The sequence below is a fragment of the Paenibacillus sp. MER TA 81-3 genome (assembly GCF_023713585.1).
GTDB lineage: Bacteria > Bacillota > Bacilli > Paenibacillales > Paenibacillaceae > Paenibacillus_B > Paenibacillus_B profundus.
Window position 1 is genome coordinate 213,740 of sequence record NZ_JAMAWB010000002.1, and the last position, 24,469, is coordinate 238,208.

Here is a 24,469-nt window from a genome sequence, read left to right on the forward strand (position 1 = left end):
CTTTACAAGTAATCTGTGTATAAAATGACCGCTCCAGCTTCCCTATCTACCTGAGCGCATCAGCAAGTAAATAAAGTAAGGACCGCCCAATAACGAGATAACCACGCCCGCGGGAACTTCCGTATATTCCATCAGACTGCGGCCGATTGTGTCTCCGGCCAACACGAGCAAGGCGCCGACTCCCGCCGTAATGGGCAGCATGTATTGATGCTGCGGACCGGCCAATCGTCTGGCGATATGGGGCCCAAGCAGCCCGACGAACCCGATGCCTCCGCCGATAGCTACAGAGGAGGCGGCCAAGCCGACCGCTGCGGTGATCAGTATAAGCCGCTCCTTGTTAATCGATACTCCAAGGCTGCTGGCAAGCTGTTCGTTCAAGCTAAGCATGTTCAACACTCGCGCTTTCCAGTACACAATCGGCAGCAAAATGACGATCCAAGGCAGAAGAGCCAGGACAAACTCCCAGTTCGAACCCCATAGCGATCCCATTTGCCAGGTCACGACAAATTCGAGATTGCGCGGGTTCAACTGCAGCGTCAAAATAATACTGGCGGAGCTGAAGCCGGCGCCTACCGCAATGCCGGTCAACAGCAGACGAGTAGGTGAAATGCCGTGCCCTTTTTTATAAGACAGCATATAGATGATGGCTGCTGTCACCCCTGCCCCAATCAGGGCTAAGAAGGGCATGAAGAATGGAGGGGCAACTTGCGCAGTCGGGTAGAACGATACAAACAACAGGACGGCTAGTCCGGCACCGGAGTTAATTCCGAGAATCCCTGGGTCGGACAAGCCATTGCGCGAAATCCCCTGCAGAACAGCACCCGACACCGCCAACCCCGCCCCCATCAACACAGCGATGATCATTCGAGGCAGTCGCAGGTCAAATAATACGATATTTTGTTTTTTCGATCCTTCGCCAAGCAACGTCTGCCATATTTCATTCGGTGCAAGGCTATACCGTCCCGTGTTCAGGCTGATGATAAAACCAATCAGCAGCAGCAGTGCGAACAACATGATGATCCTGATACTCCGCTTTCTTCGTGCTTGGGCGAACAGATGTGGATTCATTACAGTTCCCTCCGTTCCTTACGGGCCAGATAAAGAAAGAAAGGAACACCTATGACCGCAATAATGGACCCAAGCGGTGTCTCATAGGGAAGAGCGATCAATTTTGCTCCCATATCGGCGTAGACGACCAGCGCTCCCCCCAATATAGCGGAGCAAGGAATAATCCAGCGGTAATCGACTCCGACCAAGAACCGGGCCAAGTGCGGAATAATAAGGCCAATAAAGCCAACACCTCCAACCGTAGAGACCGAAGCGCCTGCCAATATCATGACGACGAAAGTGCCAATGCCTTTAATCAACCCCGTCCGCTGGCCAAGTCCCGCTGCCACATCTTCCCCCAAGCTCAATATCGTAATGGAACGGGAAATGAGCATGGCCACAAGCAGTCCGCCAATAATCCACGGCAGCATGACGGAAACTTGAAACCATTCAGCAGTTGAAATGCCGCCCGCCGTCCAAAAGGCCAAGTCATAATTGATTTGAAAAAGCAATGTCAATGCCTGACTGAGCCCCGTAATGAGCGAGCCAACGACCGCTCCGGCCAATACCAGCTTCAGTGGAGATAGCCCGCCGCGGGACATGAAGGCAATGCCGTATACGAGTAATGCACCTAGTCCCGCCCCGATGAACGAGAACAGAATAATATACTTGAAAGGCAGCCATGGCACGAACGCGAACACCAGCACGAGAACAAAGCCAGCTCCGGCGTTGATGCCAAGCAAGCCGGTATCGGCAATCGGATTGCGGGTCATCCCCTGCATTATCGCGCCTGCGACGGCAAATGCCGCACCTACCAATGCGCCGGCCAACGCGCGCGGCATACGCAGCTCCCGTATGATGACATGGTGGTCGTTCTGTGCATCGTAAGCCACGATCGAATTCCAGACCGTGCCGAATGTAATGTTGGCGACCCCCGTTACAATGGAGGCACCGATACCAATCACGATAAGGAACAGGCCGGCACAAATAATAACGGTCGCTGCCCACGGACGGGTTCGAAGGGGTGTGTGATGAGGCAGCGTCTTCAATAGGGTCATCGGAATTCCTATCCTCCATCATAGTCAATCAATGAATCTGAGTTGAAATTGATATTCATTATCAATATTATTTTTGCAGAAATCACTAGAAATTGACATAGCCAAACCTGCTTTTTTTGTTGTACAATCCTCCACTCGGTTCATCCGCAAAATGGATAAGCGCTTCATCCAGCGCCTGTACATGGCCGAGCGCCGAATAATGGAACCACGGATATATGCCGGTAAAATGGATATTTCCCTGCAACAGAATTTCATCGCGCCAAGCCTGCCCCTGATCGCGAAACAGCAAAATATGATCCGCACGGAATTCATTCAATTGTTCCAGCTTGCATAGATCGGTGAACGTAAAGCCGTACGCGCTTTCAGGCGCGTTCATTTGCAGCTCACCGTACAGAAACTTTCCGATTTTCCGTCGATTCGCGCCAAACACTCGGACGCCCTGATTCGATATCCGTGCGGCGAGCACCGTTTCATTGCGCATTTTTTTGCGGATGCGCCGCTGTGCCGCTGCCGTTTTCAAATCATAATAAAACAACCATTGCTCCGCTACTTCCTCTACTCCGATGATCGCTGCAAGTTGGGTGAAATGCTCGCGCCAAGTGAATGGCTTAAACGTAATGAACCGAGTTGGCGCGATAGCAGCCAGTTCGTCATGCCATTCCGCCGCATGATCGGTTCCGATGATGAAGTCGGGTTCTTCCCTGCGCAATTTATCGAGATTGAACTCCCCTGCCGTATTGCGCCGATAGGGAGACTTGTGATCGCAATCATTCCACAGCGGCACAAGCTTCTCAGCGGGCACGCCCAATGCAAGGAGATTCCCGAATAAAGCAGGATGGATCACGGCTATTTTCTTACTTAGCGATTTCACGTAGCGGGATGGAGAGAGTCCTGTCGTTTTTTTGAATGCGCGGCTAAAATAACAGACGTCATTATAGCCGACCATTTGCGCCACATCCTGAATTTTCATTTTTTCTGACAACAGCAGACGGCGCGCTTGCTCCACTCTCTTATGGGTAATGTATTGCAGCGGACTGAGAGAAGTGTATTCTTTGAATTGTTCATAAAAGGCGCTGGATGTCATTCCGGAAAATCTCGCTATCTCTTCAACCTGAAATTGTTCGATAAAATGCTTATCCATATGCTCCCGAATGTTTCGCAGCACCGCCTTGGAATTCGGTTGGTTCCCCGTTCGCGACACCCCAGACAAGATCGACTGCCAGAGCTCTTGAAACCGGATTTGCAGCAAAACAGAATCAGACGCTTCATTGTGCCAGCAGCGGAACAACTCATCCATCCGGTGATGTGCAATCGAGAGCGGATGAACTTGCATTCTTCCCTGCAGCGGCAGGGTAGTGTCTGTGATTCGCCAATCATCCCCGTCTCTGAATCCTCTTGCTGCGGCAAATTCAACACAATACACCGCAGCAGATTCGGTAAGCAGCTCAAATGAAATGCTGCCTGTTCCGGGGGCAAGCGCGATAAGCTCCCCCTTGTCCAGCATGTCGCTCGAATGCGCGTCATGAATGATTGCTTTTCCTTCCGTCATCAGAATGATGCGGTGCTGATGTTCAGTGACAGCTTCAATCGATTTCATTGCGGAAGAAGCAGTAAACAACTGTACATTGATGATGTCAAACACATTGGGCATTGTATCGGGCCGTTCCATAGCATCCTCCCATTATCACTAGCCATTCAGTTATCAATTGATAATCATTCTCATAATTGATTGTATGGGCAATTGAGAGGGCTTGCAAGATGATAAAAAAAAGAGAGCTGTCCCAAAAGCAGAAAAATCACTTGAGGGATAGCTCGGTTCATTGTTTCCTGCGGTCAATGCGGATCTCGAGATCAGCTATTCCTCGCGTCACAGCCTGAAGACTCTCCGGTCCGAATAGCTGTTCCATATGATATACGCCGTGCGGGAAGGAGGAGCCATTTACGGCACTAGCTGCAAATACTGCGACTTTGGCTGTAATTTCGGCTTCATTTTTTCCGTGCAAGAAGCACTCGACCCATGCATCCTCCCCTGCCTTGCAGCCCCGGGCATCGATTTTGACGGCAAACGTCTCTTCCCCGATGCGCATCATACCGAAGCTGCGAACAACCGCGCGGCGAATCCATTCTACTTTCAATAAGCTGAACATTTTCGCTGCCCTTGCTCCGGCGATCAATGCCGTCACCGCAGCCGAGTCGAAGCAGAGTCGCGTGGATACGGTCGGCACGCCGAGCGTGCGGGGAAGCGTCTGTTGATCCGAAAAATTAAACCGGTAAGCGGCTCTGCGTCCCCAATCGGCTCCGAAATCTATATGCTTCCCGTCCGTGAAGCTAGCGACCGTAATCGGTCGTCCATCTTGTATGACTTCGAAGCTCGTGTTCAGGTTATTCACCGTCCACTCGATAGCGGCTTGACCGTGCTGGTCTCCCATCCCGAGCATAATGGATATATCGATCGACTTCGTCTCATCCATCAGCTGTTGAGCTTGCAGAGCCATCAAGTTCGTCAAGCCTGGCGCAAGACCAACACTCAGGATAGCCGTAGCGCCATTCGCTGCAGCTTCTTCCTGCCTTTGCTCCACCTGTGCAAGAAAGGCGCGGTTCGCTGATACATCTACATAATGCGTGCCGCTGTTGAAGCAGGACCGGACGAAAGCGGTATCCGACTGATCCAGGCACATAATAACGAGCTTGGCGCGAGCCAGCATGTTGGGATCGGCTGCCTCTTGGACGTTTAACTTTAAGGGCTTCACTTTGCCGGAGGTTGACCGGCAGAACTGCTCTGCACGTTCAACATTGCGGCCCGCCGCATACACCTTGCCAGGATATAAGTCGCCCAATTCCTTGCAAATCATTTTCCCCACATGACCGTACCCGCCAACTACTACAATGTTGTCCTTCATCGTTGTCTCCATCCTTTATTCTGCTTTTATGGCAAACCATCCATCGATCAAATAAGAGCCAAAATAGCGCGTGACCTGTGTGAAGCCTGCTTCCTCCAGCAGTTCCGCAACCATCGATGCAGGCACCGGATCGCTGCCATGGCCGATAGAGTCTGCGAATTGCTCCCATTCCTGAAGGGGGATGCCATGCTCAAGCATGTGGCTTTTCCATGCCAGCATCTGTACAGCAAATGCCTCTGAATTCGGATTTCCGTTCAACGAGGCCAAGAACAACGGCGCTCCCGGCTTCAGATGTTCGGCTATACGGCACAGCAGCTCCCGCTTCTGCGACAAGCCTTGGACGAAATGAAGCACAAGCATGCAGGTGGCCGCATCGTATCGTTGAGCCTGTGCGAGCCGAGCAATTGTGCCCTCGATGAACGACACTCGATGTCCAAGCGTGGCCCGATCGACACGAAGCTGCGCCACATCGAGCATGCGCGCAGACGGATCGAGGCCTGTAAACAGCCAGCTCTCATGTCTGCTGCCGAACGTGATAATCTCCTGCCCCCCGCCTGCGCCGACAATCAGAACTTCGGCCGGATCGTTGCCGCTCTGCAGCTGCGCGGTCATAAGACGGTCGGTCATGTCGTACAGCAAGTGATAGCCTGGTATTTTTATAGAAATGGTCTCCACATACCGATGTACGTCCGGATCATCCCAGCTCATCGGAGATTGTGAGTGATTCATCATCATCGCTCCTGTCATTTCAGCTTTCCAACTACTTGCGCTTCCTGTACACTTACAATAAGAATTATTCTCAATTATACCGATGCAGAGCAGAAGCACCATCCCACTATTCTGGGATTGTTAAGCGATAATCGAGAGAACGCAACAGAGGAGATACGACATGTACGCGAAGATGGATTCAGTCACACAGAAGCTGTTGACTCTGGCGGAGAGCTCTGCTTCTTCACAACAATACAGGATGACGATGTTGCAGTATTTGCGCGAGGCGGTGCCCTTCGCGGGCGCATGCTGCACCGCTGTGGACCCGCAGACATTGCTGTCTACAGGGGCCATTACTGAAGAAGGGGTAGAAGCGATTCATCATAGTCTGTTCGAACATGAATACATGCGCGAGATCGAGGATTTCAACTCTTATCTTACATTGGCGAGAGCATCCGATCCCGTCGCTACATTGAGCGAAGCGACGGAAGGCCGCTTGGAACAAAGCGCACGGTACCGGAATATTTTGCTCCCCGCCGGCTTCAAGGATGAAATGCGGGCTGCCTTGGTGTGCGAAGAGGCTTGCTGGGGTTATTTAACGTTATACCGCCGTCATGAGCATCCTGTATTCGAAGAGACTGAGCGTGCCTTCATCTCTTCCCTCGTCCCGTCCATGGCCCGCTTTATGCGCAAGGCAAGCTTGACGGTACCGGCTGAGGATGAAAAATGGAAGGGTTCGGAACCGGGGATATTGCTCCTCTCCGGGCAGCTGAGCCCTATCTCTTCCAATGCAACGGCCGATCATTGGCTCTCCCTGCTGCAAGAGTGGGAACGAATCGGCCAGCAGACCCTGCCGAGACCGGTACGTGCAGTCTGTTCCCGTGCGCTATCAGAGACAGCCGCCGTCCCCCCCGAGCGAACTTCCTTGGCGAAGGTCTGCATTCGGATGCCTGACGGCCCATTTGTCACGATTCGCGCCAGCAAGCTTAAGGGATCGGACGATTCCATCCAACTGGCCGTCTGGTTCGAACCCGCCACAGCGTCCGACATCCTGCCGCTCATCGCGGAAGCGTATGGATTGACGGTACGCGAAAAAGACATTCTCATGCTGGTAGTAAGAGGTTGTTCCACCGCCGATCTTGCCAAGACGCTTCATATTTCTACCTATACAGTGCAGGACCATTTAAAATCGATATTTGCCAAAACGGGCGTTACCAGCCGCAGAGAGCTTACCTGGCACATGCTCTCCCGGTTCAGCCTGCATCCGGACATGTAAGGCAGCCTACCGGCGCGCACGGAAATAACTCAGCTTCGCGCCGACCGTCTCGACAGTGACAGCATCGCCGCTGCCTTCTAATAAATAAGTGCTTGCCGCGGCAGATCCAAGCTGCATGTTCATAGGTGGCGCCATATTGGACCACGATAACTCCAGCATACGCAAGTTCTCAATGCTTGATGGAATTCACCACCGCAATCGCGGATATAGCAGCAGCCAGAATATGCTTGGTCTGCCGAAGCTCTGCTTTCGTCATGCACAATACATTGGATTTTGTATAATAGAACAGCACGCATACTTCCTTTCGTCTAGGCTTCATTGGATTTTATGCACTGCTTTGACACTCATTCAGCACAATCGCTGAAAAAATAGCGAATCCACTGTACATATTACAGTCCACGTGCCGGATAACCGCCGAATGCGTTCATTTCAATGTATATTTTCCAACGGGGCGTGTTCACTTTGTCATTAAGCCGGCGAATCCCGCTGCTCAATAACGCCGAGCGAGCTCGCCAGGATTGATGCCATACTTCTCTCGGAATGCTTCGGCGAAGTAGCTCGGATTCGAATACCCGACAGCACAGCTGGCTTCATTCACATTGACTTCCCCTTGCTGCAGCAAGAGGCAAGCCTTCTCCAACCGTTTGCCGCGCAAATAAGCGAATACGGTCGTTCCATACATTTCTTTGAAGCCGACCTTCAATTTATAGTCGTTCATGCCGATCATCCGGGACAGCTCGATGAGAGAGGGCGGCTCCGACATATTCGCCAGCATAATATCCCGGGCCTGCTTAATTCGCTCCACATCGGTGCGCGACAGCCTCGACGATTCCACCTTTCCTTCGAACAGGAATGAGCGGAATGCCAAAGACAATAGTTCCAGCACCTTGCACTCCAGCTCCAGATTCCGGGTATTCGCCGTATTGGCGGATTGAATGATTTGTTTGACGATAACCGAGGCGGACGGCTCGATCGTCTCCCGGAACATGTGGAAAGACTCTCCGCCGAGAATGTGATCAAAGCTGATCGAGCGCCTGCCGTTCCCGTCCTCCATGAAGTGATGAAAGGTAGATACGGGGATGCCGATGCCGAGCATGACATACGCTTCGTCTCCACTCATTTCGAAGCGCGCATCCACATCATTCACGAATTGCAGCGTGCAGCTGTCAGAGGCGGTTTCGTGCCAGGTTCCTGCCAGATGAGTCCGTCTCGTGCCTTGCAAGCAATAGCTCAATTCCACCATGGCCGTCCCGGAAGGAAGGCTGATTGCGCGGTCCCGATGCAGCCGATAATCGGATATGACCACTTCCATATCGAAGCGAGGCACAAAGCGGCGGATCATCCCTTCGCCGATGCGCGAATGGAATGGCAGATGCTCGGTGCGTCCCGCATGCTGCCGCTGCAATGCCAGTTCATCGAAAAAAGTATTGAAGTTATAATGAAAGTCTGTTGTGTTCAATAAAACTCACTCCGTTCTGTCGCTCATGCGCATGGGATGTCATATATCGCTCCACTTTACTGATAATGATTATCATTGTATTATTTTATATGAAAAAAAGAAGCCGTTCAATCGTCGTTGAACAACTTCTTCGCTTATGTAAGGCATCTCGCTATATGTTGAGCGGTAACCGTTTCAATCCAGGCCCTTACATCCGGACATTCCATAATGCGATATAAGGTGTACTCAGGATACCCATCTGTGGGCACCACATGATCAAATCCATGGTCGTGTAACATTCGTTACTCTTGCCTTCGCAAGCAATGTGGACAGCTGAGGAAAGACTTCCTGGAATGGTTCGGTAAGTTCCATCCCTTCTTCCTGTTTATCTTCAATTTCTACCGTATCTTTGGCCTGAATGAACCAAGGGACAGCGGCTCTAAAGTCCTTCCAATCGTTATGCTCCATAAATTTATCGTCCCTTCCTCATCATTGCGTATTATTTCAAAGAGAGCCCTGTTCGTTCTTTGCTATGTTGACCGGGGTGCTCCATATGTTCAGATTTGGCAGGCAAACGATCTCCTGCTGTTCGTAGTAAATAAAATTTTTAAAAACTATAGAAAAGTAAGCAGACCCCAATCCATAAAGAGACATAAAGAGAACCATTCCAAAGCACATCATCAACCCAAAATAAAAATCTTCTCTCTTAGTTGTTGGCAATTTCCAGTGATATAAATGAGAAATTGGGATTTAATTATTAAACAATCGCGCCCGATTGTGGAATAACATTTTACATTTATCTACATTAAAACACGGGTGGGGTAACTGAAAATAATACAACTGCATTTTGACTAAAATTGTTTTCCCATTTATGTTTTAAATTTGCTGGTATTTTCACACTATCACCAGCTTCTAATAGATATTCTTCTTCATCCAAGTACACCCTAATTTTTCCTTCTAAAATAAATGCTACTTCCTCCCCTCTATGTTCCAGAAGTTTCTCTGATGAAGAAGTATTCGGAGGAACATTCATAATCGCCGTTGCCAGATTACCCGTAAAATCAGGTGACAATAACTCATAAGACAAATTATCAATGATCATTTTCTTACGTTTACTGGATCTTACTATTAAATCATCCGTATTTGTTTCTTCAAGTAAAAAACTAAAAGTTGGAACATCAAGGGTTTTAGCTAAGACCTTTAGGGTTTGAATAGAAGGATTCGCCAAACCTCGTTCAATTTGGCTTAACATTGAAGGTGTAATTTCAGCTAATTTTGCTAACTCTCTACTACTCAATCCTTTAGCTTTTCTATATTTTTCAACTTTCTTACCAATGTCTATATTTCCCATAATCGAATACTCCTTAATGAAATGTTAAATTTAATTTAAATAAAGTAAATGAAAATTAACACAAAGGCGATTATGTGTTAAACTGTATTTAAATTTATTTAATTATAATTCATTGCACAACTTGATACAAGAAAATGAGGAGGATCAGACAAATGAAGGAGATTGAGAGCAAAGATATACGAATATGCAAAGACCAATACCCTTTACTAAACAAGCTCATTTCGATGGAGGAAGTATTTTGGATCAATCCTACTATCGAAAAATTCCAAACAGGAATTAAAAAACTCCCCCTTACTCAAGAGGATGTAAGGGATGCAGAGGAAAGGTTGAAACGTTTTGCTCCATATATCGCCAAGGTTTTCCCAGAAACCAAAAAGATGAATGGTATCATAGAATCTCCCTTAGTAGGAATACCTTCCATGAAACAATCCTTAGAACAGAATTATCAACAACCTATATTAGGCGAATTATTGCTAAAGTGTGATAGTCACCTTCCTATATCAGGATCTATAAAAGCAAGAGGAGGGATTTATGAAGTTCTCAAACATGCAGAAGAGTTAGCTTTTCAACATCAATTGTTAACAATTCAAGATGACTATTCGATTTTAGATAGTGATAAGTTTCGAACATTCTTCTCACAATATTCAATCGCAGTAGGCTCGACTGGAAATTTAGGACTTAGTATAGGCATCATGAGTGCAAAGTTAGGTTTTAATGTGACTGTTCATATGTCAGCTGATGCAAAACACTGGAAAAAAAATTTGCTTCGAAACAAAAATGTTAAAGTTATTGAATATGAAGCTGATTATAGTAAAGCAGTAGAAGAAGGTCGAATCCAAGCAGATGGGGACCCTACATGTTATTTTGTGGATGATGAAAATTCTCACGACCTATTTTTAGGATACGCAGTGGCAGCGTCTCGATTGAAAAAACAATTAGAAGGATTAGAGATAACAGTAGATGAAAATCATCCTTTGTTTGTTTACCTTCCATGTGGGGTAGGTGGTGGTCCTGGAGGCATAGCTTTTGGTTTGAAGTTATTGTATCAAGACTATGTTCACTGTTTCTTTGCAGAACCTACCCACTCTCCATGTATGTTACTTGGTTTAATGACTGGACTTCATGATAAAATTTCTGTACAAGATGTTGGTATTGACAATGTAACAGACGCGGATGGACTTGCGGTAGGAAAGGCATCTGGATTTGTGGGTAAAACTATAGAACCTTTTTTAAGCGGTAATTATACGGTTAGCGATGAACAGTTGTATAAGTTGCTAAAGGAACTAGTCGATACAGAGGGGATTCATTTAGAACCTTCCGCACTAGCAGGCATGATAGGACCAATTAAATTATGTAAAGAGGGAATCGATTATTTACTGAAGCATAATTTAACGGAAAAAATGAGTAAGGGCACACATATTATTTGGGGGACAGGTGGAAGCATGGTTCCTGAAGAAGTGATGACCCAATATTATCAAAAAGGATTGTAAAATACCCTTATGACACGACTGGGGTATGCGCGTGTTTCGGCTAAAGATCAAAACCCAGACCGGCAGATTAAGAAATTTCGCAAACTTGAAATTGATGAACGGTATATCTTCATTGATAAGCAAAGTGGGAAAGATTTTAACCGGCTACAGTATCAGGAAATGGAAATACGACTCATTTGATTTGTTTCAGCATTAGATGAGCTGCGTCAATCAAAAATCATCCTGCCGGTTAATGGTAAAAGGCACTTACATTTTAGATATGACTAATATGTGTGAGTGCCTTATTTTAAGTGTTTTTATAATAATAGGTCTTTGATAATTTTCAGTCTAGAACTTTAATTTCATAGAACACCTGCACCTACTGCAGCATCTAAATCACGCTTATTCTCAAATTTGCCCAATGCGATTCCATGCTTTGTCACTTATTTCGTAGTGTCTGAAGCTGAGCCTATAATTTTAGGTTTCAATCATTTTCAATAATGGCCACCTTTCCAGCCATTTCTTTGCATGAACACGTTCTCTAAAAAAATGTACGTCTTTAAATAACGGACACCTTCTGACATGCATCTGAAATAAATCATCCAAGCCATACGGACTGCAAATCTCAATCTCATTATCACGCCATCTCACTCCTACAGCCGTCGCGGTCTCGGTCCAGTAGCTTAAAGCATCATCGGTAGACTTATAAGGCGCGTTATTATTTTTCAGATGCATCCGCGCCTGATTTTTAACTGACCATTTTTCATTTCCCGTCACTTCGATCAATCGATTCTCGATGAGGATATCCGTTGCCGCTTCGATATCATCCACATTGTAATAGACGACATCGATGTCATTCAGCTCGGACATCTCGTATCCGTGCAGCATATCCCAAATCCGGTTGCGAACATATCCTGCCGCAATATAGCATTCAGGCAAGTTCAAGCTTTCTACTAGCTTCAATTCCTCCAACAGGTCTGCTTGCGAATGAAAAAACTGCTTGAGCTGTTCTGCATCATTCACTGGCTTGTCCCCCCGTCTTGGTTATAATGGATGGTGTATTTTTTCAACATGTTGTTTTTATGAGCATTCCACTTCGCTTCCAACCTGGTATACAACCCTCCATAGTTCATATTGTCAGGCAACGAATCAACCAGCCGTATCTCCTCGATCTCGTACTGGGGCAAAGTATCCATGTCGTGGTCCTCTGCAAAACAGACCAAACCTACACGTCGATCAATGGAGTACATTCCATAGGGAGTCAGATCAAAATGAACAGCTCCCGTCTCTTCATAGTGCTCCCTGCTTGCCGTATGGAGAATCTCTTCCCCAGGCTCTCTCCGGCCGCCTGGCATTTCCCATAATGCTCTGTCTTGGTGTCTGATTAATATGTATTTGCCTTGATATATCGAGAGCATGACCGCAAAATGAAGCTTGTCGTCACTGATCTCATTCCATTCATACCAAGTAAAATTCATTCTGACAACACCCGAAGCAATCGTATAGACAGTAAATTGGGTCAGGACTTGGCACCTCTTCTGTATAGCGAATGTTCATGTCCATTTTCATTTCTCCTCAATCAGTTCATATGTTTGACAGCCCACACCCTTAAGTCACGACACACATACCTTAATCAATAAAAGCGTAAAGGTGGTAGTTCTATGCCTTCCGTATCCCACTACAAAAAAAGCGTGAAGTACCTGAACAAATTCGTTCGAGTTACTGCCAAGAATGGAAATGTATATACGGGCACAATTGTCAAAGTGGATGACAAAAAAGTATATTTAAAAGTCAATTCAGTGAAACACGCCAAAAAGGTCCATACTTCATTTGTTCCATTTATATTGCCTCTGGTGCTCTTCGATCTTTTGGCCATCGTCTTGTTGGAGACGCCGCGGAGACGGCGACGGATCTTTTAAGTTGCCGCTGCCCTCAATTATTTGAGGGTTTTTACTATCATACAATAAGAAACCTGTTTATTTAACCTTATGTTATTAAACGATCGGACAAAGCCCTTAACCTTCCGGTGGGAAGCATTAAGGGCTTTGTATATATCTCAACTCAATCGGGATCAAACCGTTACACGGGTTTACAGATGGCGACTCCCGGGGCAAAGTCTCCGGTTGGCCCATACAGTTGTTCTCCGGTTGTGGTAAAAGCCACCAGTCTCCTTGAGTACCGGGGCACAAAAGTCAAAATATACAGCAGGGACTCGTCCGAGTTCAACGCCATCATATTGACACCAAATATGGGTACTGGTCTCAGGTTGTGATTGAAGCTGCTCGACAGCGTCAATCTTTCGGCAACTGGGTCAAAATTGAAGATTTGTACCTCCAGTGAAGTCAGCACGTACACTTTGCTCCCGTCACGGGACACCAGTATCGTGTCCGGGTTGCCGCTCAAGCCAACCCTGCTCGTTTCACCGAAATAATCCGGGCTGCTCGTATCCAACACGACTACTTCCTGTGCCCCCCAGTTGGCGACAAAGGCAAAATTGCCGTCGGGTGAATAGGCGAGGTTCGCTGGAGAATCACCTATCTCCACTTCGCGCCCGGTATCCGTCAGGTTGCCTTCGGCATCGATATGATAACGTCTTATTCGGCCTGTAGAATAACTAGCAGCCAGAATGAGACCGTTACCGTTCGGCGATACGACCACGGCTTGCGCGTCTGCCGGAATGGATTTGACGGTTTGATCGGAAAACGAATAGGAGATCAATTGACTGAACGCACCGACCGCATATCGGCTATCCGGCGTAATGTCGAGACTGAACACGGGCACCGGAGTAAAGACCGTATGCTTCAGCGAAGGCGGGTTAGTCGTGAGGTCGATATCCAACAGTTTAAAGCCGCCGGAGGATGATGCGACGAGCGCTCTGCTGCAATCTCTTGATATGACAACATTATTAGTATCTATTCCATGCACATCCAAATTAACCTCACCGATAACAGGTGAAAGTGTTTCGTCAAAAAATTGAAGCTTACCATCGAGGGAAGTCACCAATAAGGTGTCGGTAGGCAGACGGTGACTTGCTTGTCCGGCAGCCACCCCTCCGTCGGACTGCACGCCCGGTACGATCCCCAGGAGAGTACCTGTGAGGTCGAAGGCAGCAAGCTGGTTTTGACCAGAGATGATTAACTTCGTCTCCGTGGCATCCAGCGTCATTCGTTCTACGCCGAAATAACTGACAATATTCAAGTTATGATTGAATCGTCCCGTTAGGCTCAGTCTTTGGGCCACCGGATCGAACTCGAAGCTGGCGACCTCCTGCGTAGTCAGAACGTATACTCGCTGTCCGTTTTTGGATACGACGATCGTCTGCGGGTTCCCAATGACAGGCGTTCGGCTCGTTTCTCCGAAATAATTCGGGTTTCCGGTATACAGAACCACGATTTCATTAGCGAAAAAGTTGGCTACAAAACAAAATCGGCCGTCGGGCGTGTAGGAAAGGTTGAATGGCGTGTCGCCCGCCATCACTTCGCTCCCGGTATCCGTGAGCATGCCCGCATTGTCAATCAAATAGAGCCGCACCCTGCCTTGGTCGAAGCGGGCAGTCAAGATGCGACCGCTCAAGTCGGGGGAGACCGCCACCGCTTGCGCATCCGCAGGGATCCAGCTGCCGTCTCCGTGCTCAAGACTATATGACACCATATTCAGCTGCCCAACAGAAGTTCCGTCCACGCTTACGGCAAAGCGGTTATCGGCACTGAGAGCCACGTCTTCCAGCGCGGTGGGTGAGTGGAAAGTATTGACAACGGATGGAGGATCCGTACGCAAATCGATTTCAAACAACTGCTGAGTTAAAAAGGCGCTTATAACCGCTTTATTAAAATCGCTCGTAATAGCTACATCCATTATGTCGCCATCGATACTGATTTGCTGGGCTACTGTTAGCGTATCCGTGTCGACAAAGCTGACTCTTCTTATCGCGCGTTCAATGGCGATGACATAATTGTTGGGTAATGTGTTCATCGGCTTGTCCTCCTTTTCAAAAAGCTTTATTAAAACCTATTATTCTAGCAAAAGGGCGCAGAAATAAGATAGGTTTCAATATTATATGAGGACAGCTTCAGATGGCCCCGGCCTTGTTATTAGTTACAACAACCTTTTTTCAAATCTATCGGGAGCGCAGCGGCATGGCCATTTCTATGATGGAGTCTTCATGATCGTCCATAATTACTTCCTACCTTAAGCCGCTTACAAAATCGCGGATTACTTCAACATACCGCTCAGGCTCCTCGAATCTTGGAAAATGACCGCTATTGTGAAATAATTCCGTTCGTCTGCATGCACCTTTACTAAACGCCTCAGCTTGCTCCGGGCTCGTGACAAGATCGTACCTTCCTTGCAGTAGAAGAGCGGGACACGTTATATGTGTCAAATCATCAATCAACGATGCAAACACGCTTCCCTCTTCGTAGAGCTTCTTCTGATGGGTTCCGCTGCGCGACCAATGGTGTGCTGAAATTCCCAATTCGGCCACCATTTTATCAAAAAAATGTTTGTCTTCGCCATGCACATAAAGCTCGTCACGCTTATCTCCCAGCCGATGCAAATAACATGAAAGCTCCTCCCAAATGGTCTGTGCATCACGAATTGCCGCCGCTTTCATGCAGGCCGCTGCGTCATCGATTTGTCCCAAGCGCTTGTACATATCCGCTGCTCCTTTTAAGATACTTACTGATGAGCTGTGCAAATCAAAAGTAGGACATTCATAGATCAGGCTCGTCACGACATGAGGCAATTGCAAGCAATATTTCGTGCCAATATACCCGCCAAAGGAATGGGAGATGACGCCCCAAGATTGCAGCTGGAAATATTCACGGATCGTTTCAAAATCCGCAATAATATCCTGAAGTCCACATGCCTCGTCTTCTTCAAGCGGATCGGAGCGCAGCACTCCGCGCTGATCGACAGCGATGATTCTGAGGAATTCGGATAATGCCTTGCCCTGCAAATGCAGGAAATCATAAGAACCCGTCCCAGGTCCACCATGTATGTACACATAGGTTGGAAAATGCTCCTCTCCGACAACCTCATAATAGACCTTCTTCTGATTTGGAAGATGAATATATCCCTTCATAATGGACCCTCCTTTTTCTTCACAACCTGCCGTTTGCTCATCATCTTAACCTATACGCTGGCGTTCATCATCCGCCTCTAGAAGTAATTACGGGCCTTCATGAGTTCGCTCAATAATCCGCTTCGTACCTATTTCCTAAAAACCTTCTCTTCATTCTTCAGCTGCGTGTTCCTTCAATTGGGCGGAGATAAGATCACGCTCTTCCTCAGATACGTGATAATAATAAATGCCCTGAATCATTTGGTTGGAGCCTGTTATCTCAAGCGATTCAATTTGATAGTCGTTCCAGTCTTTTTTGAACTGCAGGAAAAAGGATTTCATTTCTTCAAAAGAGATATTTGTTTTAATATTTTTACCCATGATGTTCAATATTTCTTCGATCTTAAATACAGAAGATAACGATGCCGTTTTTTGCAGTAAAATGGTTAAAACCTGTCGCTGGCGTTCATTTCGCCCCAAATCTCCTTTAGGATCAGATTTCCTCATTCTCGTATAATGCAGCGCCCTCTCCCCGTCCAATTGAATCTGCCCTTTGTCGTAATGATGCTTTTTTGTTCCATATTGATCCATTTGTTTAAAGGCAAAGTCGTTAACTACTTCAATTCCTCCGAAAACATCAACAAGCTGAGTTAACCCCTCCATGTTTGTCTGAACGACGTAATCGATCGAATGGTTCAAAAAGCGTTCGACCGTTTTTTTCATCATTTCAGCTCCACCATATGCATAAGCATGATTGATTTTATCCATTTTATGTTTCCCGACGATCTCTACTCGCGAATCACGTGGAATATTAAACATCAATGCATTTTTAACCGCAGGATTCAAAGACACAACGATAATGCTGTCCGCCGTCTTTTCCATAGCACGATAAATATAAATCGTACAGCCTATTGCAATAATGACAAATGACAACAAAACCGCGAGACTTATTTTTACATATTTTTTTCTCATGCAAACCTCCGACTGATCGATGAATGTAAACACAAAGAGCCCCCCCAATAAAGAGAGAGCTTGCAGCTTATGGCTGCGTTTGTTCTGGCTCTTAGTGTTTTTCATCTTACGTACCATGAAACATAAAGGGTTATGAAAAAGTTAACCTGCTATGATCTACGTCGAAACCTGTTGATTAATTCCAGCATAAATTAAAAAGTCCATGGTTTTCAACCAAGGACTTAAACGATATAACTCTATTAATGTAGTTCCCCGAGGGGACCTGCCTTCAAGAACACCGTTATTCTATTCACAGGCAGGCATTTTTCTTGACGAGATGGCAATTCGGTTCCATGCATTGATGGTAGCGATAGCCATAATGATTTCTGCGGTTGCCTTTTCATCGAAATAACGGCGCGCCTCCTTGTATACCTCATCAGGCACATGACCTTCGGTTACTAAGGTGACTGCTTCCGTTAAAGCCAGCACGGCCCGCTCTTCCGGAGTGAAGAAGGGCGTTTCACGCCATGCGTTAAGCGCATATATGCGCTGCTCCGTTTCGCCGAGCTTGCGCGCGTCCTTCGTATGCATGTCGATGCAAAATGCACAGCCATTGATTTGGGAAGCGCGGATTTTGATTAGTTCCTTCATTCGCTTATCGATGCAGGCAGACATTTGGGCCTTCTCTAGTTCGATCATGCCCGCATAGCCTTTAGGGTTTACCTCTTCCATTTTAAATCTCGTGTCCATGTACAATTCCTCCTTGGGTATTGGCATTGAATAAAAGCAAGAGATGACTTCTCATCGCTTACCTTTCACCTATTTGACAAAATGAGTGCTGAATTTGTGACATCAACTCGGATCAACAAAATCATATTTTGTACAATAGCGTGATCGGATTGACGATAATTCGCTTCATTAGCCCCTTTGCTCCATTCTCCCCTTCCTTCAGGAGTGAGCGTGCCCAAGACGATGCTGGTTAACTGCATTGTAATCCGCCGCGCCATGCCATGATTTGCGTAGCGGCATGCGCCTTATGCTCGCGATTTTCTTTCCTGACGGTAAGGGAGATTGGATATATGGACCACTGCACTGCATGGAAAACCGACAATTGGTTCGTATGACAAAGAAAGTCTGCCATTCTGAATAAAGGGGAGAATGAGGCAAAAGACGAAACCGGCATACCTTTATTGAAGTTTGACTTCATGATCACGTTCTGTTATAAATGGATTAACCACATCAATCCATTGAAAAAGATAAAATCGTGAGGAGATGCTAGTATTGAGTCCCGTCCTATCTCGTCCGAATTTTTTTCTCAGCGTACTCAATCAGATGAAAGAGCATGACAACCAGATGGAGACAGGCAGTCTGGAACAAGAGCTGCAAAGTCTATTGCTGCTGCTGGCGAAGTCCGTCCAAGCCAAACAGGCATTAACTGCCGATTCCGTGCAGCGAATCAATACCGCTTTTCAACATTATCATGCTATCCGTCTAAAATTAAGCATTGCCACGCCTGCAAATATGCCTGTGCCTGCATCAAGCAACCTTTCTAACAAGGACAGTGCTCCTCCGTTTCTGCTTCATACCGAGTTCGTAGACCCTCCGAATCAGTTGAAGCGAATCTACATGGAAGCCATCCTAAGTCTGCTTGAAGCTATGGAGAAAGAGCAACTGGAGCTGCAGCATTGCATCCAGTGTCATAGCTGGTTCATTCCCTATCAGCGGGCTAAAGTAAACAAGTTTTGTAGCGCGAAATGCCGCAATCGTTATAACTACCTGCAAAAAAAGAACTTGATGAAGCTGGAGGAAACACGATGATGATATTGAAATCCGATCAAGAGATTGGAATTATGAGGGAAGCAGGCCATATCGTAGCTGAGTGCCATGCGTTAATTGCAGACACGATTAAGCCCGGCATTACGACACTTGCCATCGATCAAATGGTGGAAAAGCATATTCGCGCAAGAGGAGCGGTGCCCAGCTTCAAAGGACATCATGGCTTCACAGCCTCCATCTGCGTGGCGAAAAACGATGTTATTTGTCATGGATTTCCAGATGATGCGCCATTGCAGGATGGGGACGTCGTTACCCTTGATGTCGGGGCGTTCTACAACGGTTACCATGGAGATTCCGGCTGGACCTATGCGGTCGGTACCGTCTCGACGGAAATCGCTCAGCTTATGGATGTCTGTCATCAAAGCTTGCTGCTTGGCATTGAGCAGGCTGTCGTCGGAAACCATATTGGAGATATCGGATTTACGATCGACACGTTTGCGACGCGCCACGGGTACGGCAATGTCAGAGAATTTACGGGCCATGGGCTCGGCAAGGATCTGTGGGAAGAGCCGCCTGTTCCCCACTACGGCAGACAAGGGATGGGGCCCCGATTAAAAAATGGCTTGGTGCTCGCCATCGAACCGATGTTCACGCTTGGAGACTGGCGCGCCTATGTCGAAAGTGATGGCTGGACGGCACGAACGATCGACCACTCGATTTGTGTCCAATATGAACATACCGTTGCCATTACCGACAATGGGCCTGAAATTCTTACAAAGCTTTAAAAAGTTGAATGCGTGCGTTCGAGCTTGTCAGGATTCGATATGAAAAAGATGCGTACAAGACGCTTCTGCTCTCCCGGCTTCGCGCCCCAGCCAAAGCATATCGCGAGAACCGGACTGCCATTTCTGACAAGCACCATTCCTCTCTGGCCGTTAACTTCGACAGGGAGGAGCTCCCCTTCGAAATACCCTCTCGGCACAATTCCGTTCAATAGCGCCATTATTCGCTGCCTGCCTATGATCGGACGTAATGCGCAGCGAACTTTGCCGCCGCCATCCATAATGAGTAGGGCGTCATCAGTGACCATGCGAATTACGTCAGCGAAATCGCCTGTTTTGGATGCAAGTATGAAGGCTTGGACGAGCGCTTCTTCTTTTTCCGTATGGGGAGAAGCCGCAGGCAGCTCTTGACGCAGCTTCTTGTTGACGCGGCTGTAAATTTTACGGCAATTCTCTTCTGACTTATCCAATATCCGGGCGATTTCACTGTAACTATAAGCAAGCGTTTCCCTTAAAATGAACACGGCCCTTTCCACAGCGTTCAATTGTTCGAGCAGAACGAGAACCGCGTACGAAATGGATTCATCCTTCACCGCCAGCTCCATCGGATCCTGTTCTGTCAGATTGATCAGAGGCTCAGGCAGCCACGGACCAACATACACTTCCCTCCGTTTACGGGCCGATGTCATGAAGCTGATGCAACGATTGGTTACCGCTTTAGTTAAGTATGCTTTCATATTGCGGACATGTACCATGTCGAGCTGCTGCACCTCGATGAACAGATCCTGCACGATATCTTCCGCGTCGGCCAAGGAACCGAGCATGCGGTACGCAATCGCAGTAAGCATTGTCAGATTGTTCTTGTAGACTGTTTCCCATTCCATGGAATTCCTCCGATCTGTTATCTAATGATATCATTGGAAATTCCCGTCAGGTTTACGATCGCGCACAGCTTGAAGCTGGATCCCCTCAGATAGAAGCATGTCCCGGATTCGAGCGGCAAAGTGCAGCGCATGTGTCCCATCTCCGTGTATGCATATGGTCTCTGCCGTAAGCTTAATCTCCATATTCTCTCGCGAGCGGACGGTGCCCTCTTTCACCATCTGGATAATCTGGGCGGCAGCCTGCGAGGGTTCGCTGATTAGCGCATCTGGCTCGCTTCTCGGGGTGAGGCTTCCATCTCGGCAGTAGGTCCGATCAGCGAACACTTCGCTGGCCGTCTTCAGCCCTGTTCGGGTTCCGGCACGAATTATTTCGCTGCCCGAGAGACCATACAAGACCAGCTCGGGATTCACCTTATAGACGGCTTCGGCAATCGCTTGAGCCAGCTTGTCGTTCTGAGCCGCCATGTTATATAGAGCTCCGTGCGGCTTGACGTGCTGCATTCTGCCGCCTTCGGCTCGAACGAACCCCTCTAAGGCGCCGATCTGATACACGGTCATGTCATACGCTTCTCGTGGCGTAATATTCATGTTACGGCGGCCGAAGCCCGCCAGATCCGGCAGTCCGGGATGAGCACCGATAGCCACTTGCTTCTCCAGAGCCATATTTACCGTTTTTCTCATGGTCTGCGGATCACCCGCATGAAAACCGCAAGCAATGTTAATAGACGTCACCTTATCAAGAATCGCCTCATCGTTTCCCAACGTATAGGTGCCAAAGCTCTCCCCCATATCACAGTTCAGATCGACGGTATACATTCAAACGCCCCTTTCTTTCGTGAGATAAAGCCCGATCGCTTTTTCCGTCAGAGCAAATGACTGCTCTGTATCCATATACAGCACTTCCGCTTGTTCCAACGATATTTCGGCCATGCGTATGCTTTCCCCAGGTTTCACTTGGGCCAGCACAGGAAGATCAACACTCGCCACTTGCGCGATTTTCGGATAGCCTCCTACCGTCTGGCGGTCCGCCATTAATATGATCGGGTTCCCTTCCCGCGGGACTTGCACCGTTCCGAACGACACCGCTTCGGAGATCGGTTCAAAAGGTTGCATTAATCGGATAGCCGGTCCCTCTAAGCGATACCCCATCCGGTCCGATTGAGGTGTGACATGGAATGGCCGGCTGACAAAAGCCGCCTTGCTCTCTTCGGTAAAATGCCTGAAGTCACGGCCTTGAATAAAGCGGATCACCGGCTGTTGCGCATACGCGGGGCGGGACGGGAAACCGATAAACCAAGGCGCAGCCGCAAAAGGCTTTGACTCTAGCGCTGCCAGACCATTCCTCGTATATTTCGCCGCACAGTCGGAAACAGCACCACAGCGGAGCACATCCCCGGTCCTCAGTGCTCTTCCTTCGAGCCCTCCGAGCCCCGCACGCAAATAGGTGCTGCGGCTTTGCAACACCAGCGGCACATCGATCCCTCCCGCAACGGCTAGATAAGCGCGAGCCCCCCATATGCAGGGACCGAATTCGAGCACCTCTCCCGCTCTGATGAGGACCGGTCTCCATAATGGAACCTTCTGCCCGCCGATACTCGGCGAAAGATTGCCTCCGCATATGGCGATAAGCGCTTCAGCATCAAAGCGGATGGACGGTCCTCGCAGCGTAATTTCCAAGGCAGCGTCCCCTTGGTCATTGCCCACCAGCATATTCGCTGCGCGAAGGGCGAACGAATCCATTGCTCCGCTGACAATGACCCCCTGCTGCTGATACCCGAACCTTCCTTGATCTTGAATCGTAGTTAGAAGTCCTGATTTTATAATATACAGACTCATATGTCATCCTCTTTCCACGCGGCATATTGTTCGGGGCCGATCGGCCGGAAGCGGACGATGTCACCCATTTGCAGCAAGCTCGGCGCAGCATGAGCGGGACGGAACAGCTTCAATGGGGTTCTTCCGATCAACTGCCACCCCCCGGGCGTGGCAATCGGATAGACGCCGGTCTGCTTGCCTCCTATTCCGACTGAACCCGGGTCAATGATTGGTCTCGGAGAGCTGCGTCTAGGGACAGCAATCCGTTCCGGCATGCCGCCGAGATAAGGAAAGCCCGGCGCGAATCCGATCATATACACCAAGTAGTCCTGACTCGCGTGAATCTTAATGACTTCCTCCGCACTCAGCCCGGTGTGCACCGCAACATCATGTAAATCAGGCCCAAACTCACCTCCGTAGCACACCGGTATTTCCACGATTCTGGAACTGCCTGCTTCCACTGATTCTAGACCCATCACCATCCTGCTGACGATCCTCTTGATGATCTCAAAAGGGGATCGGGCGCCCTTGCCACCACTGCGAGACCATTGGTCACCCGTAACCGGATCCCGCAATTTCAGCGGCTCGTAGAACACGGTGACCGTCGTATACGCTGGCACAACTTCCACGACGCCCGGAACAGGGTTCCGCTCCATTTGCGAACACAAGGCGCGTATTTTGCCATGGGTGTCCGGGTGGATACTGCCGCCCCAATCAACAACAATCGCACGATCTCCGAGCGGCAGCACGAGAACATCACTCTCATCCGTTTCATATAAGCCCGACATATGTCTCCCCCTTGCTATTGAGTCAGCGGTCTTGTTGTTCCATGGATATGTTCTGTCTTCTTGATCATGCCATTATATTCTCCTTCATTTCAAGTCCCCGCTGCGCGCCGGTACATCTATACGTCAATCTCATTCTCTTGAAAAGAAGCTCTTGAAGCCCTCCAAAAAATAGTCGCCCTGAAATGCGACAGCGGCAGAAATAGTCTCATTTCTGCCGCTGTCTTGCTTTTGAACTTTAGCCACGGGCAAACACAATATCACCGTGGAGACAATCGATCGTTAAATTGCGACCGTCCAAATACCATGCATCATTTTCTTCCATAAAGAATGTAATTCCGTCACCGACATACGTGTTCACGGGATACTGCGGTTCATCTTTCGTGATGCCAAAAGCGAATGCATCTTCTCCCCCGCCGCTATATCGGACATAAATACGGATAAAGTCACCCTTGCGGTATTCCCAGTCTCTTTGGAAGCAAGCTACTGCGGCATTCGTTACCATCATGTTCAAGGTCTATCCCTCCATATTAAGAAATAAGCGTGCGTATATAGATAGCCGAGACATCGGGCTAATGACAAAGCTCATATGAAACCTTCCTTTCCTTGACGATCAATCGCATTTTTTGGCTTTCCCCCGATAGGCAGCCGTTCGAAAGCTGGCTCCGCAACCGCATGTGAATTTAGCATTGGGGTTGTCTATCGTAAAAGCCACCCGTCATTCCGGTTTCCATATAATCAATATGTACACCTTCAAAGTACTCCTCACTGGCATTGCCAATGACAACCTCAAATCCTTTCCATTCTATTACTCGGTCGTCTTCTTGCCGTGAATCGTCAAAGAGGATGCTATAGGATAAACCGCTGCAACCCCCATCGCTAACTCCTAGACGCAGAAAATACGACGGTTCAGCGCCAATGTCCTTTAGCATTCCAGTAATTTTATCCGCTGCAGCATCGCTAATTTGAATCATGGCTACTCACTCCCCTATTTCGATTCGTGCCTTTGAACTGGATAACGTGTATGAAACTTCCAATAACTTTTATAACAAAATACTTTAAATATATTTATACATAGTATAGTGTTATGTATACTAATAATGAGGACTGAACTCCCACTTGTCAACCCGTCATGTTGTGTTACAATACTTTTTATAGATAAAATTT

26 protein-coding genes and 1 pseudogene are annotated in these 24,469 nt (G+C 47.9%); 5 read left to right on the forward strand and 22 right to left on the reverse strand.

What is annotated here, in order from left to right; translation table 11 throughout:
* Positions 1-42: 42 nt before the first annotated feature.
* From M3650_RS03225 to M3650_RS03245, 5 genes are all read right to left on the reverse strand, one after another.
* Positions 43-1,068, reverse strand: a complete 1,026-nt coding sequence (locus M3650_RS03225; protein ID WP_251572314.1) for a FecCD family ABC transporter permease — start codon at positions 1,066-1,068, stop codon at positions 43-45.
* Complete coding sequence (locus tag M3650_RS03230; protein WP_019419453.1) at positions 1,068-2,105, reverse strand: FecCD family ABC transporter permease; 1,038 nt, start codon at positions 2,103-2,105, stop codon at positions 1,068-1,070. Before M3650_RS03230 ends, M3650_RS03225 begins: the two co-directional genes overlap by 1 nt.
* A gap of 85 nt (positions 2,106-2,190) precedes the next feature.
* On the reverse strand, positions 2,191-3,774 hold the full coding sequence (locus M3650_RS03235; protein ID WP_251572316.1) for an AraC family transcriptional regulator: 1,584 nt from the start codon (positions 3,772-3,774) through the stop codon (positions 2,191-2,193).
* Between the two features lie 148 nt (positions 3,775-3,922).
* Entirely contained in the window at positions 3,923-5,005 is a 1,083-nt protein-coding gene (locus M3650_RS03240; protein ID WP_251572319.1) for a saccharopine dehydrogenase family protein, read from the reverse strand.
* Positions 5,006-5,020: 15 nt separating this feature from the next.
* On the reverse strand, positions 5,021-5,734 hold the full coding sequence (locus M3650_RS03245; protein WP_251572321.1) for a class I SAM-dependent methyltransferase: 714 nt from the start codon (positions 5,732-5,734) through the stop codon (positions 5,021-5,023).
* A 160-nt stretch (positions 5,735-5,894) separates the two neighbouring features.
* On the opposite strand from M3650_RS03245, the gene M3650_RS03250 reads away from it, so the two are divergent.
* On the forward strand, positions 5,895-6,989 hold the full coding sequence (locus tag M3650_RS03250) for a helix-turn-helix transcriptional regulator (RefSeq protein WP_251572323.1): 1,095 nt from the start codon (positions 5,895-5,897) through the stop codon (positions 6,987-6,989).
* Between the two features lie 6 nt (positions 6,990-6,995).
* Here the strand turns inward: M3650_RS03250 and M3650_RS03255 are convergent, their stop codons facing one another.
* From M3650_RS03255 to M3650_RS03275, 5 genes are all read right to left on the reverse strand, one after another.
* Positions 6,996-7,148: a hypothetical protein gene (locus M3650_RS03255; RefSeq protein WP_251572325.1), complete on the reverse strand. Its 153-nt coding sequence runs from the start codon at positions 7,146-7,148 to the stop codon at positions 6,996-6,998.
* 10 nt (positions 7,149-7,158) lie between these two features.
* Positions 7,159-7,308 (reverse strand): hypothetical protein, encoded by a 150-nt coding sequence (locus M3650_RS03260; RefSeq protein WP_251572327.1) that lies wholly within the window; start codon positions 7,306-7,308, stop codon positions 7,159-7,161.
* Between the two features lie 171 nt (positions 7,309-7,479).
* Positions 7,480-8,448: a helix-turn-helix transcriptional regulator gene (locus tag M3650_RS03265; RefSeq protein WP_251572329.1), complete on the reverse strand. Its 969-nt coding sequence runs from the start codon at positions 8,446-8,448 to the stop codon at positions 7,480-7,482.
* Positions 8,449-8,703: 255 nt separating this feature from the next.
* A complete protein-coding gene (locus M3650_RS03270; RefSeq protein ID WP_251572331.1) occupies positions 8,704-8,895 on the reverse strand; it encodes a hypothetical protein in 192 nt (63 codons plus the stop codon).
* A gap of 337 nt (positions 8,896-9,232) precedes the next feature.
* On the reverse strand, positions 9,233-9,778 hold the full coding sequence (locus tag M3650_RS03275; protein WP_251572333.1) for a helix-turn-helix domain-containing protein: 546 nt from the start codon (positions 9,776-9,778) through the stop codon (positions 9,233-9,235).
* A 152-nt stretch (positions 9,779-9,930) separates the two neighbouring features.
* On the opposite strand from M3650_RS03275, the gene M3650_RS03280 reads away from it, so the two are divergent.
* Positions 9,931-11,268 (forward strand): D-serine ammonia-lyase, encoded by a 1,338-nt coding sequence (locus M3650_RS03280; protein ID WP_251572335.1) that lies wholly within the window; start codon positions 9,931-9,933, stop codon positions 11,266-11,268.
* Positions 11,269-11,277: 9 nt separating this feature from the next.
* Positions 11,278-11,424 (forward strand): annotated as a pseudogene (locus M3650_RS03285) (recombinase family protein); the annotation flags it as partial.
* A gap of 300 nt (positions 11,425-11,724) precedes the next feature.
* On the opposite strand, the gene M3650_RS03290 reads toward M3650_RS03285, so the two are convergent.
* The 6 genes from M3650_RS03290 to M3650_RS03315 form a co-directional block, all read right to left on the reverse strand.
* Positions 11,725-12,270, reverse strand: coding sequence for a nucleotidyltransferase family protein (locus tag M3650_RS03290; RefSeq protein WP_251572337.1), 546 nt, complete (start codon positions 12,268-12,270; stop codon positions 11,725-11,727).
* Positions 12,267-12,725 (reverse strand): NUDIX domain-containing protein, encoded by a 459-nt coding sequence (locus tag M3650_RS03295; RefSeq protein ID WP_251572340.1) that lies wholly within the window; start codon positions 12,723-12,725, stop codon positions 12,267-12,269. Before M3650_RS03295 ends, M3650_RS03290 begins: the two co-directional genes overlap by 4 nt.
* A 601-nt stretch (positions 12,726-13,326) precedes the next feature.
* Entirely contained in the window at positions 13,327-15,219 is a 1,893-nt protein-coding gene (locus M3650_RS03300) for a beta-propeller fold lactonase family protein (protein ID WP_251572342.1), read from the reverse strand.
* 211 nt (positions 15,220-15,430) lie between these two features.
* On the reverse strand, positions 15,431-16,330 hold the full coding sequence (locus tag M3650_RS03305; protein WP_251572345.1) for an alpha/beta fold hydrolase: 900 nt from the start codon (positions 16,328-16,330) through the stop codon (positions 15,431-15,433).
* 150 nt (positions 16,331-16,480) lie between these two features.
* Positions 16,481-17,281, reverse strand: a complete 801-nt coding sequence (locus M3650_RS03310) for an LCP family glycopolymer transferase (RefSeq protein ID WP_251572348.1) — start codon at positions 17,279-17,281, stop codon at positions 16,481-16,483.
* A 285-nt stretch (positions 17,282-17,566) separates the two neighbouring features.
* Positions 17,567-18,010 carry a carboxymuconolactone decarboxylase family protein gene (locus M3650_RS03315; RefSeq protein WP_251572350.1) on the reverse strand — a complete coding sequence of 148 codons (444 nt, stop codon included), beginning with the start codon at positions 18,008-18,010 and terminating at the stop codon, positions 17,567-17,569.
* Between the two features lie 522 nt (positions 18,011-18,532).
* Between M3650_RS03315 and M3650_RS03320 the strand changes: the two genes are divergently transcribed.
* Positions 18,533-19,078 (forward strand): hypothetical protein, encoded by a 546-nt coding sequence (locus M3650_RS03320; protein ID WP_251572352.1) that lies wholly within the window; start codon positions 18,533-18,535, stop codon positions 19,076-19,078.
* Positions 19,075-19,821, forward strand: a complete 747-nt coding sequence (gene map / locus M3650_RS03325; protein WP_251572354.1) for a type I methionyl aminopeptidase — start codon at positions 19,075-19,077, stop codon at positions 19,819-19,821. Before M3650_RS03320 ends, map begins: the two co-directional genes overlap by 4 nt.
* Here map and M3650_RS03330 read toward each other — a convergent pair.
* The 6 genes from M3650_RS03330 to M3650_RS03355 all read right to left on the reverse strand — a co-directional run bounded on the left by M3650_RS03330 (position 19,818) and on the right by M3650_RS03355 (position 24,276).
* Entirely contained in the window at positions 19,818-20,702 is an 885-nt protein-coding gene (locus tag M3650_RS03330; RefSeq protein WP_251572355.1) for an RNA polymerase sigma-70 factor, read from the reverse strand. The two genes, map and M3650_RS03330, sit on opposite strands and share 4 nt — an antisense overlap.
* Before the next feature lie 30 nt (positions 20,703-20,732).
* Positions 20,733-21,518, reverse strand: coding sequence for a LamB/YcsF family protein (locus M3650_RS03335; RefSeq protein ID WP_251572358.1), 786 nt, complete (start codon positions 21,516-21,518; stop codon positions 20,733-20,735).
* The gene (locus M3650_RS03340) at positions 21,519-22,538 is read right to left on the reverse strand and encodes a 5-oxoprolinase subunit C family protein (protein WP_285848279.1); all 1,020 of its coding nucleotides are present in this window, start codon (positions 22,536-22,538) and stop codon (positions 21,519-21,521) included.
* The gene (gene pxpB, locus M3650_RS03345) at positions 22,535-23,305 is read right to left on the reverse strand and encodes a 5-oxoprolinase subunit PxpB (RefSeq protein WP_251572360.1); all 771 of its coding nucleotides are present in this window, start codon (positions 23,303-23,305) and stop codon (positions 22,535-22,537) included. The genes M3650_RS03340 and pxpB overlap by 4 nt, the downstream gene beginning before the upstream one ends.
* Positions 23,306-23,540: 235 nt before the next feature.
* Positions 23,541-23,810, reverse strand: coding sequence for a HesB/YadR/YfhF family protein (locus M3650_RS03350; RefSeq protein WP_311295019.1), 270 nt, complete (start codon positions 23,808-23,810; stop codon positions 23,541-23,543).
* Between the two features lie 175 nt (positions 23,811-23,985).
* Positions 23,986-24,276, reverse strand: a complete 291-nt coding sequence (locus M3650_RS03355; protein WP_483311721.1) for a HesB/IscA family protein — start codon at positions 24,274-24,276, stop codon at positions 23,986-23,988.
* Between the last annotated feature and the right edge of the window lie 193 nt (positions 24,277-24,469).

Coding starts and splice junctions, on each gene's coding strand:
- M3650_RS03245 (WP_251572321.1), bottom strand. CDS start 5,734: ATGAATCACTCACAATCTCCGATGAGCTGGGATGATCCGGACGTACAT.
- pxpB (WP_251572360.1), bottom strand. CDS start 23,305: ATGTCGGGCTTATATGAAACGGATGAGAGTGATGTTCTCGTGCTGCCG.
- M3650_RS03295 (WP_251572340.1), bottom strand. CDS start 12,725: ATGAATTTTACTTGGTATGAATGGAATGAGATCAGTGACGACAAGCTT.
- M3650_RS03240 (WP_251572319.1), bottom strand. CDS start 5,005: ATGAAGGACAACATTGTAGTAGTTGGCGGGTACGGTCATGTGGGGAAA.
- M3650_RS03355 (WP_483311721.1), bottom strand. CDS start 24,276: ATGATTCAAATTAGCGATGCTGCAGCGGATAAAATTACTGGAATGCTA.
- M3650_RS03230 (WP_019419453.1), bottom strand. CDS start 2,105: ATGACCCTATTGAAGACGCTGCCTCATCACACACCCCTTCGAACCCGT.
- map (WP_251572354.1), top strand. CDS start 19,075: ATGATGATATTGAAATCCGATCAAGAGATTGGAATTATGAGGGAAGCA.
- M3650_RS03260 (WP_251572327.1), bottom strand. CDS start 7,308: ATGAAGCCTAGACGAAAGGAAGTATGCGTGCTGTTCTATTATACAAAA.
- M3650_RS03275 (WP_251572333.1), bottom strand. CDS start 9,778: ATGGGAAATATAGACATTGGTAAGAAAGTTGAAAAATATAGAAAAGCT.
- M3650_RS03315 (WP_251572350.1), bottom strand. CDS start 18,010: ATGGACACGAGATTTAAAATGGAAGAGGTAAACCCTAAAGGCTATGCG.
- M3650_RS03300 (WP_251572342.1), bottom strand. CDS start 15,219: ATGAACACATTACCCAACAATTATGTCATCGCCATTGAACGCGCGATA.
- M3650_RS03335 (WP_251572358.1), bottom strand. CDS start 21,518: ATGTATACCGTCGATCTGAACTGTGATATGGGGGAGAGCTTTGGCACC.
- M3650_RS03330 (WP_251572355.1), bottom strand. CDS start 20,702: ATGGAATGGGAAACAGTCTACAAGAACAATCTGACAATGCTTACTGCG.
- M3650_RS03350 (WP_311295019.1), bottom strand. CDS start 23,810: ATGATGGTAACGAATGCCGCAGTAGCTTGCTTCCAAAGAGACTGGGAA.
- M3650_RS03225 (WP_251572314.1), bottom strand. CDS start 1,068: ATGAATCCACATCTGTTCGCCCAAGCACGAAGAAAGCGGAGTATCAGG.
- M3650_RS03235 (WP_251572316.1), bottom strand. CDS start 3,774: ATGGAACGGCCCGATACAATGCCCAATGTGTTTGACATCATCAATGTA.
- M3650_RS03255 (WP_251572325.1), bottom strand. CDS start 7,148: ATGCTGGAGTTATCGTGGTCCAATATGGCGCCACCTATGAACATGCAG.
- M3650_RS03310 (WP_251572348.1), bottom strand. CDS start 17,281: ATGAGAAAAAAATATGTAAAAATAAGTCTCGCGGTTTTGTTGTCATTT.
- M3650_RS03340 (WP_285848279.1), bottom strand. CDS start 22,538: ATGAGTCTGTATATTATAAAATCAGGACTTCTAACTACGATTCAAGAT.
- M3650_RS03305 (WP_251572345.1), bottom strand. CDS start 16,330: ATGAAGGGATATATTCATCTTCCAAATCAGAAGAAGGTCTATTATGAG.
- M3650_RS03270 (WP_251572331.1), bottom strand. CDS start 8,895: ATGGAGCATAACGATTGGAAGGACTTTAGAGCCGCTGTCCCTTGGTTC.
- M3650_RS03320 (WP_251572352.1), top strand. CDS start 18,533: ATGCTAGTATTGAGTCCCGTCCTATCTCGTCCGAATTTTTTTCTCAGC.
- M3650_RS03280 (WP_251572335.1), top strand. CDS start 9,931: ATGAAGGAGATTGAGAGCAAAGATATACGAATATGCAAAGACCAATAC.
- M3650_RS03250 (WP_251572323.1), top strand. CDS start 5,895: ATGTACGCGAAGATGGATTCAGTCACACAGAAGCTGTTGACTCTGGCG.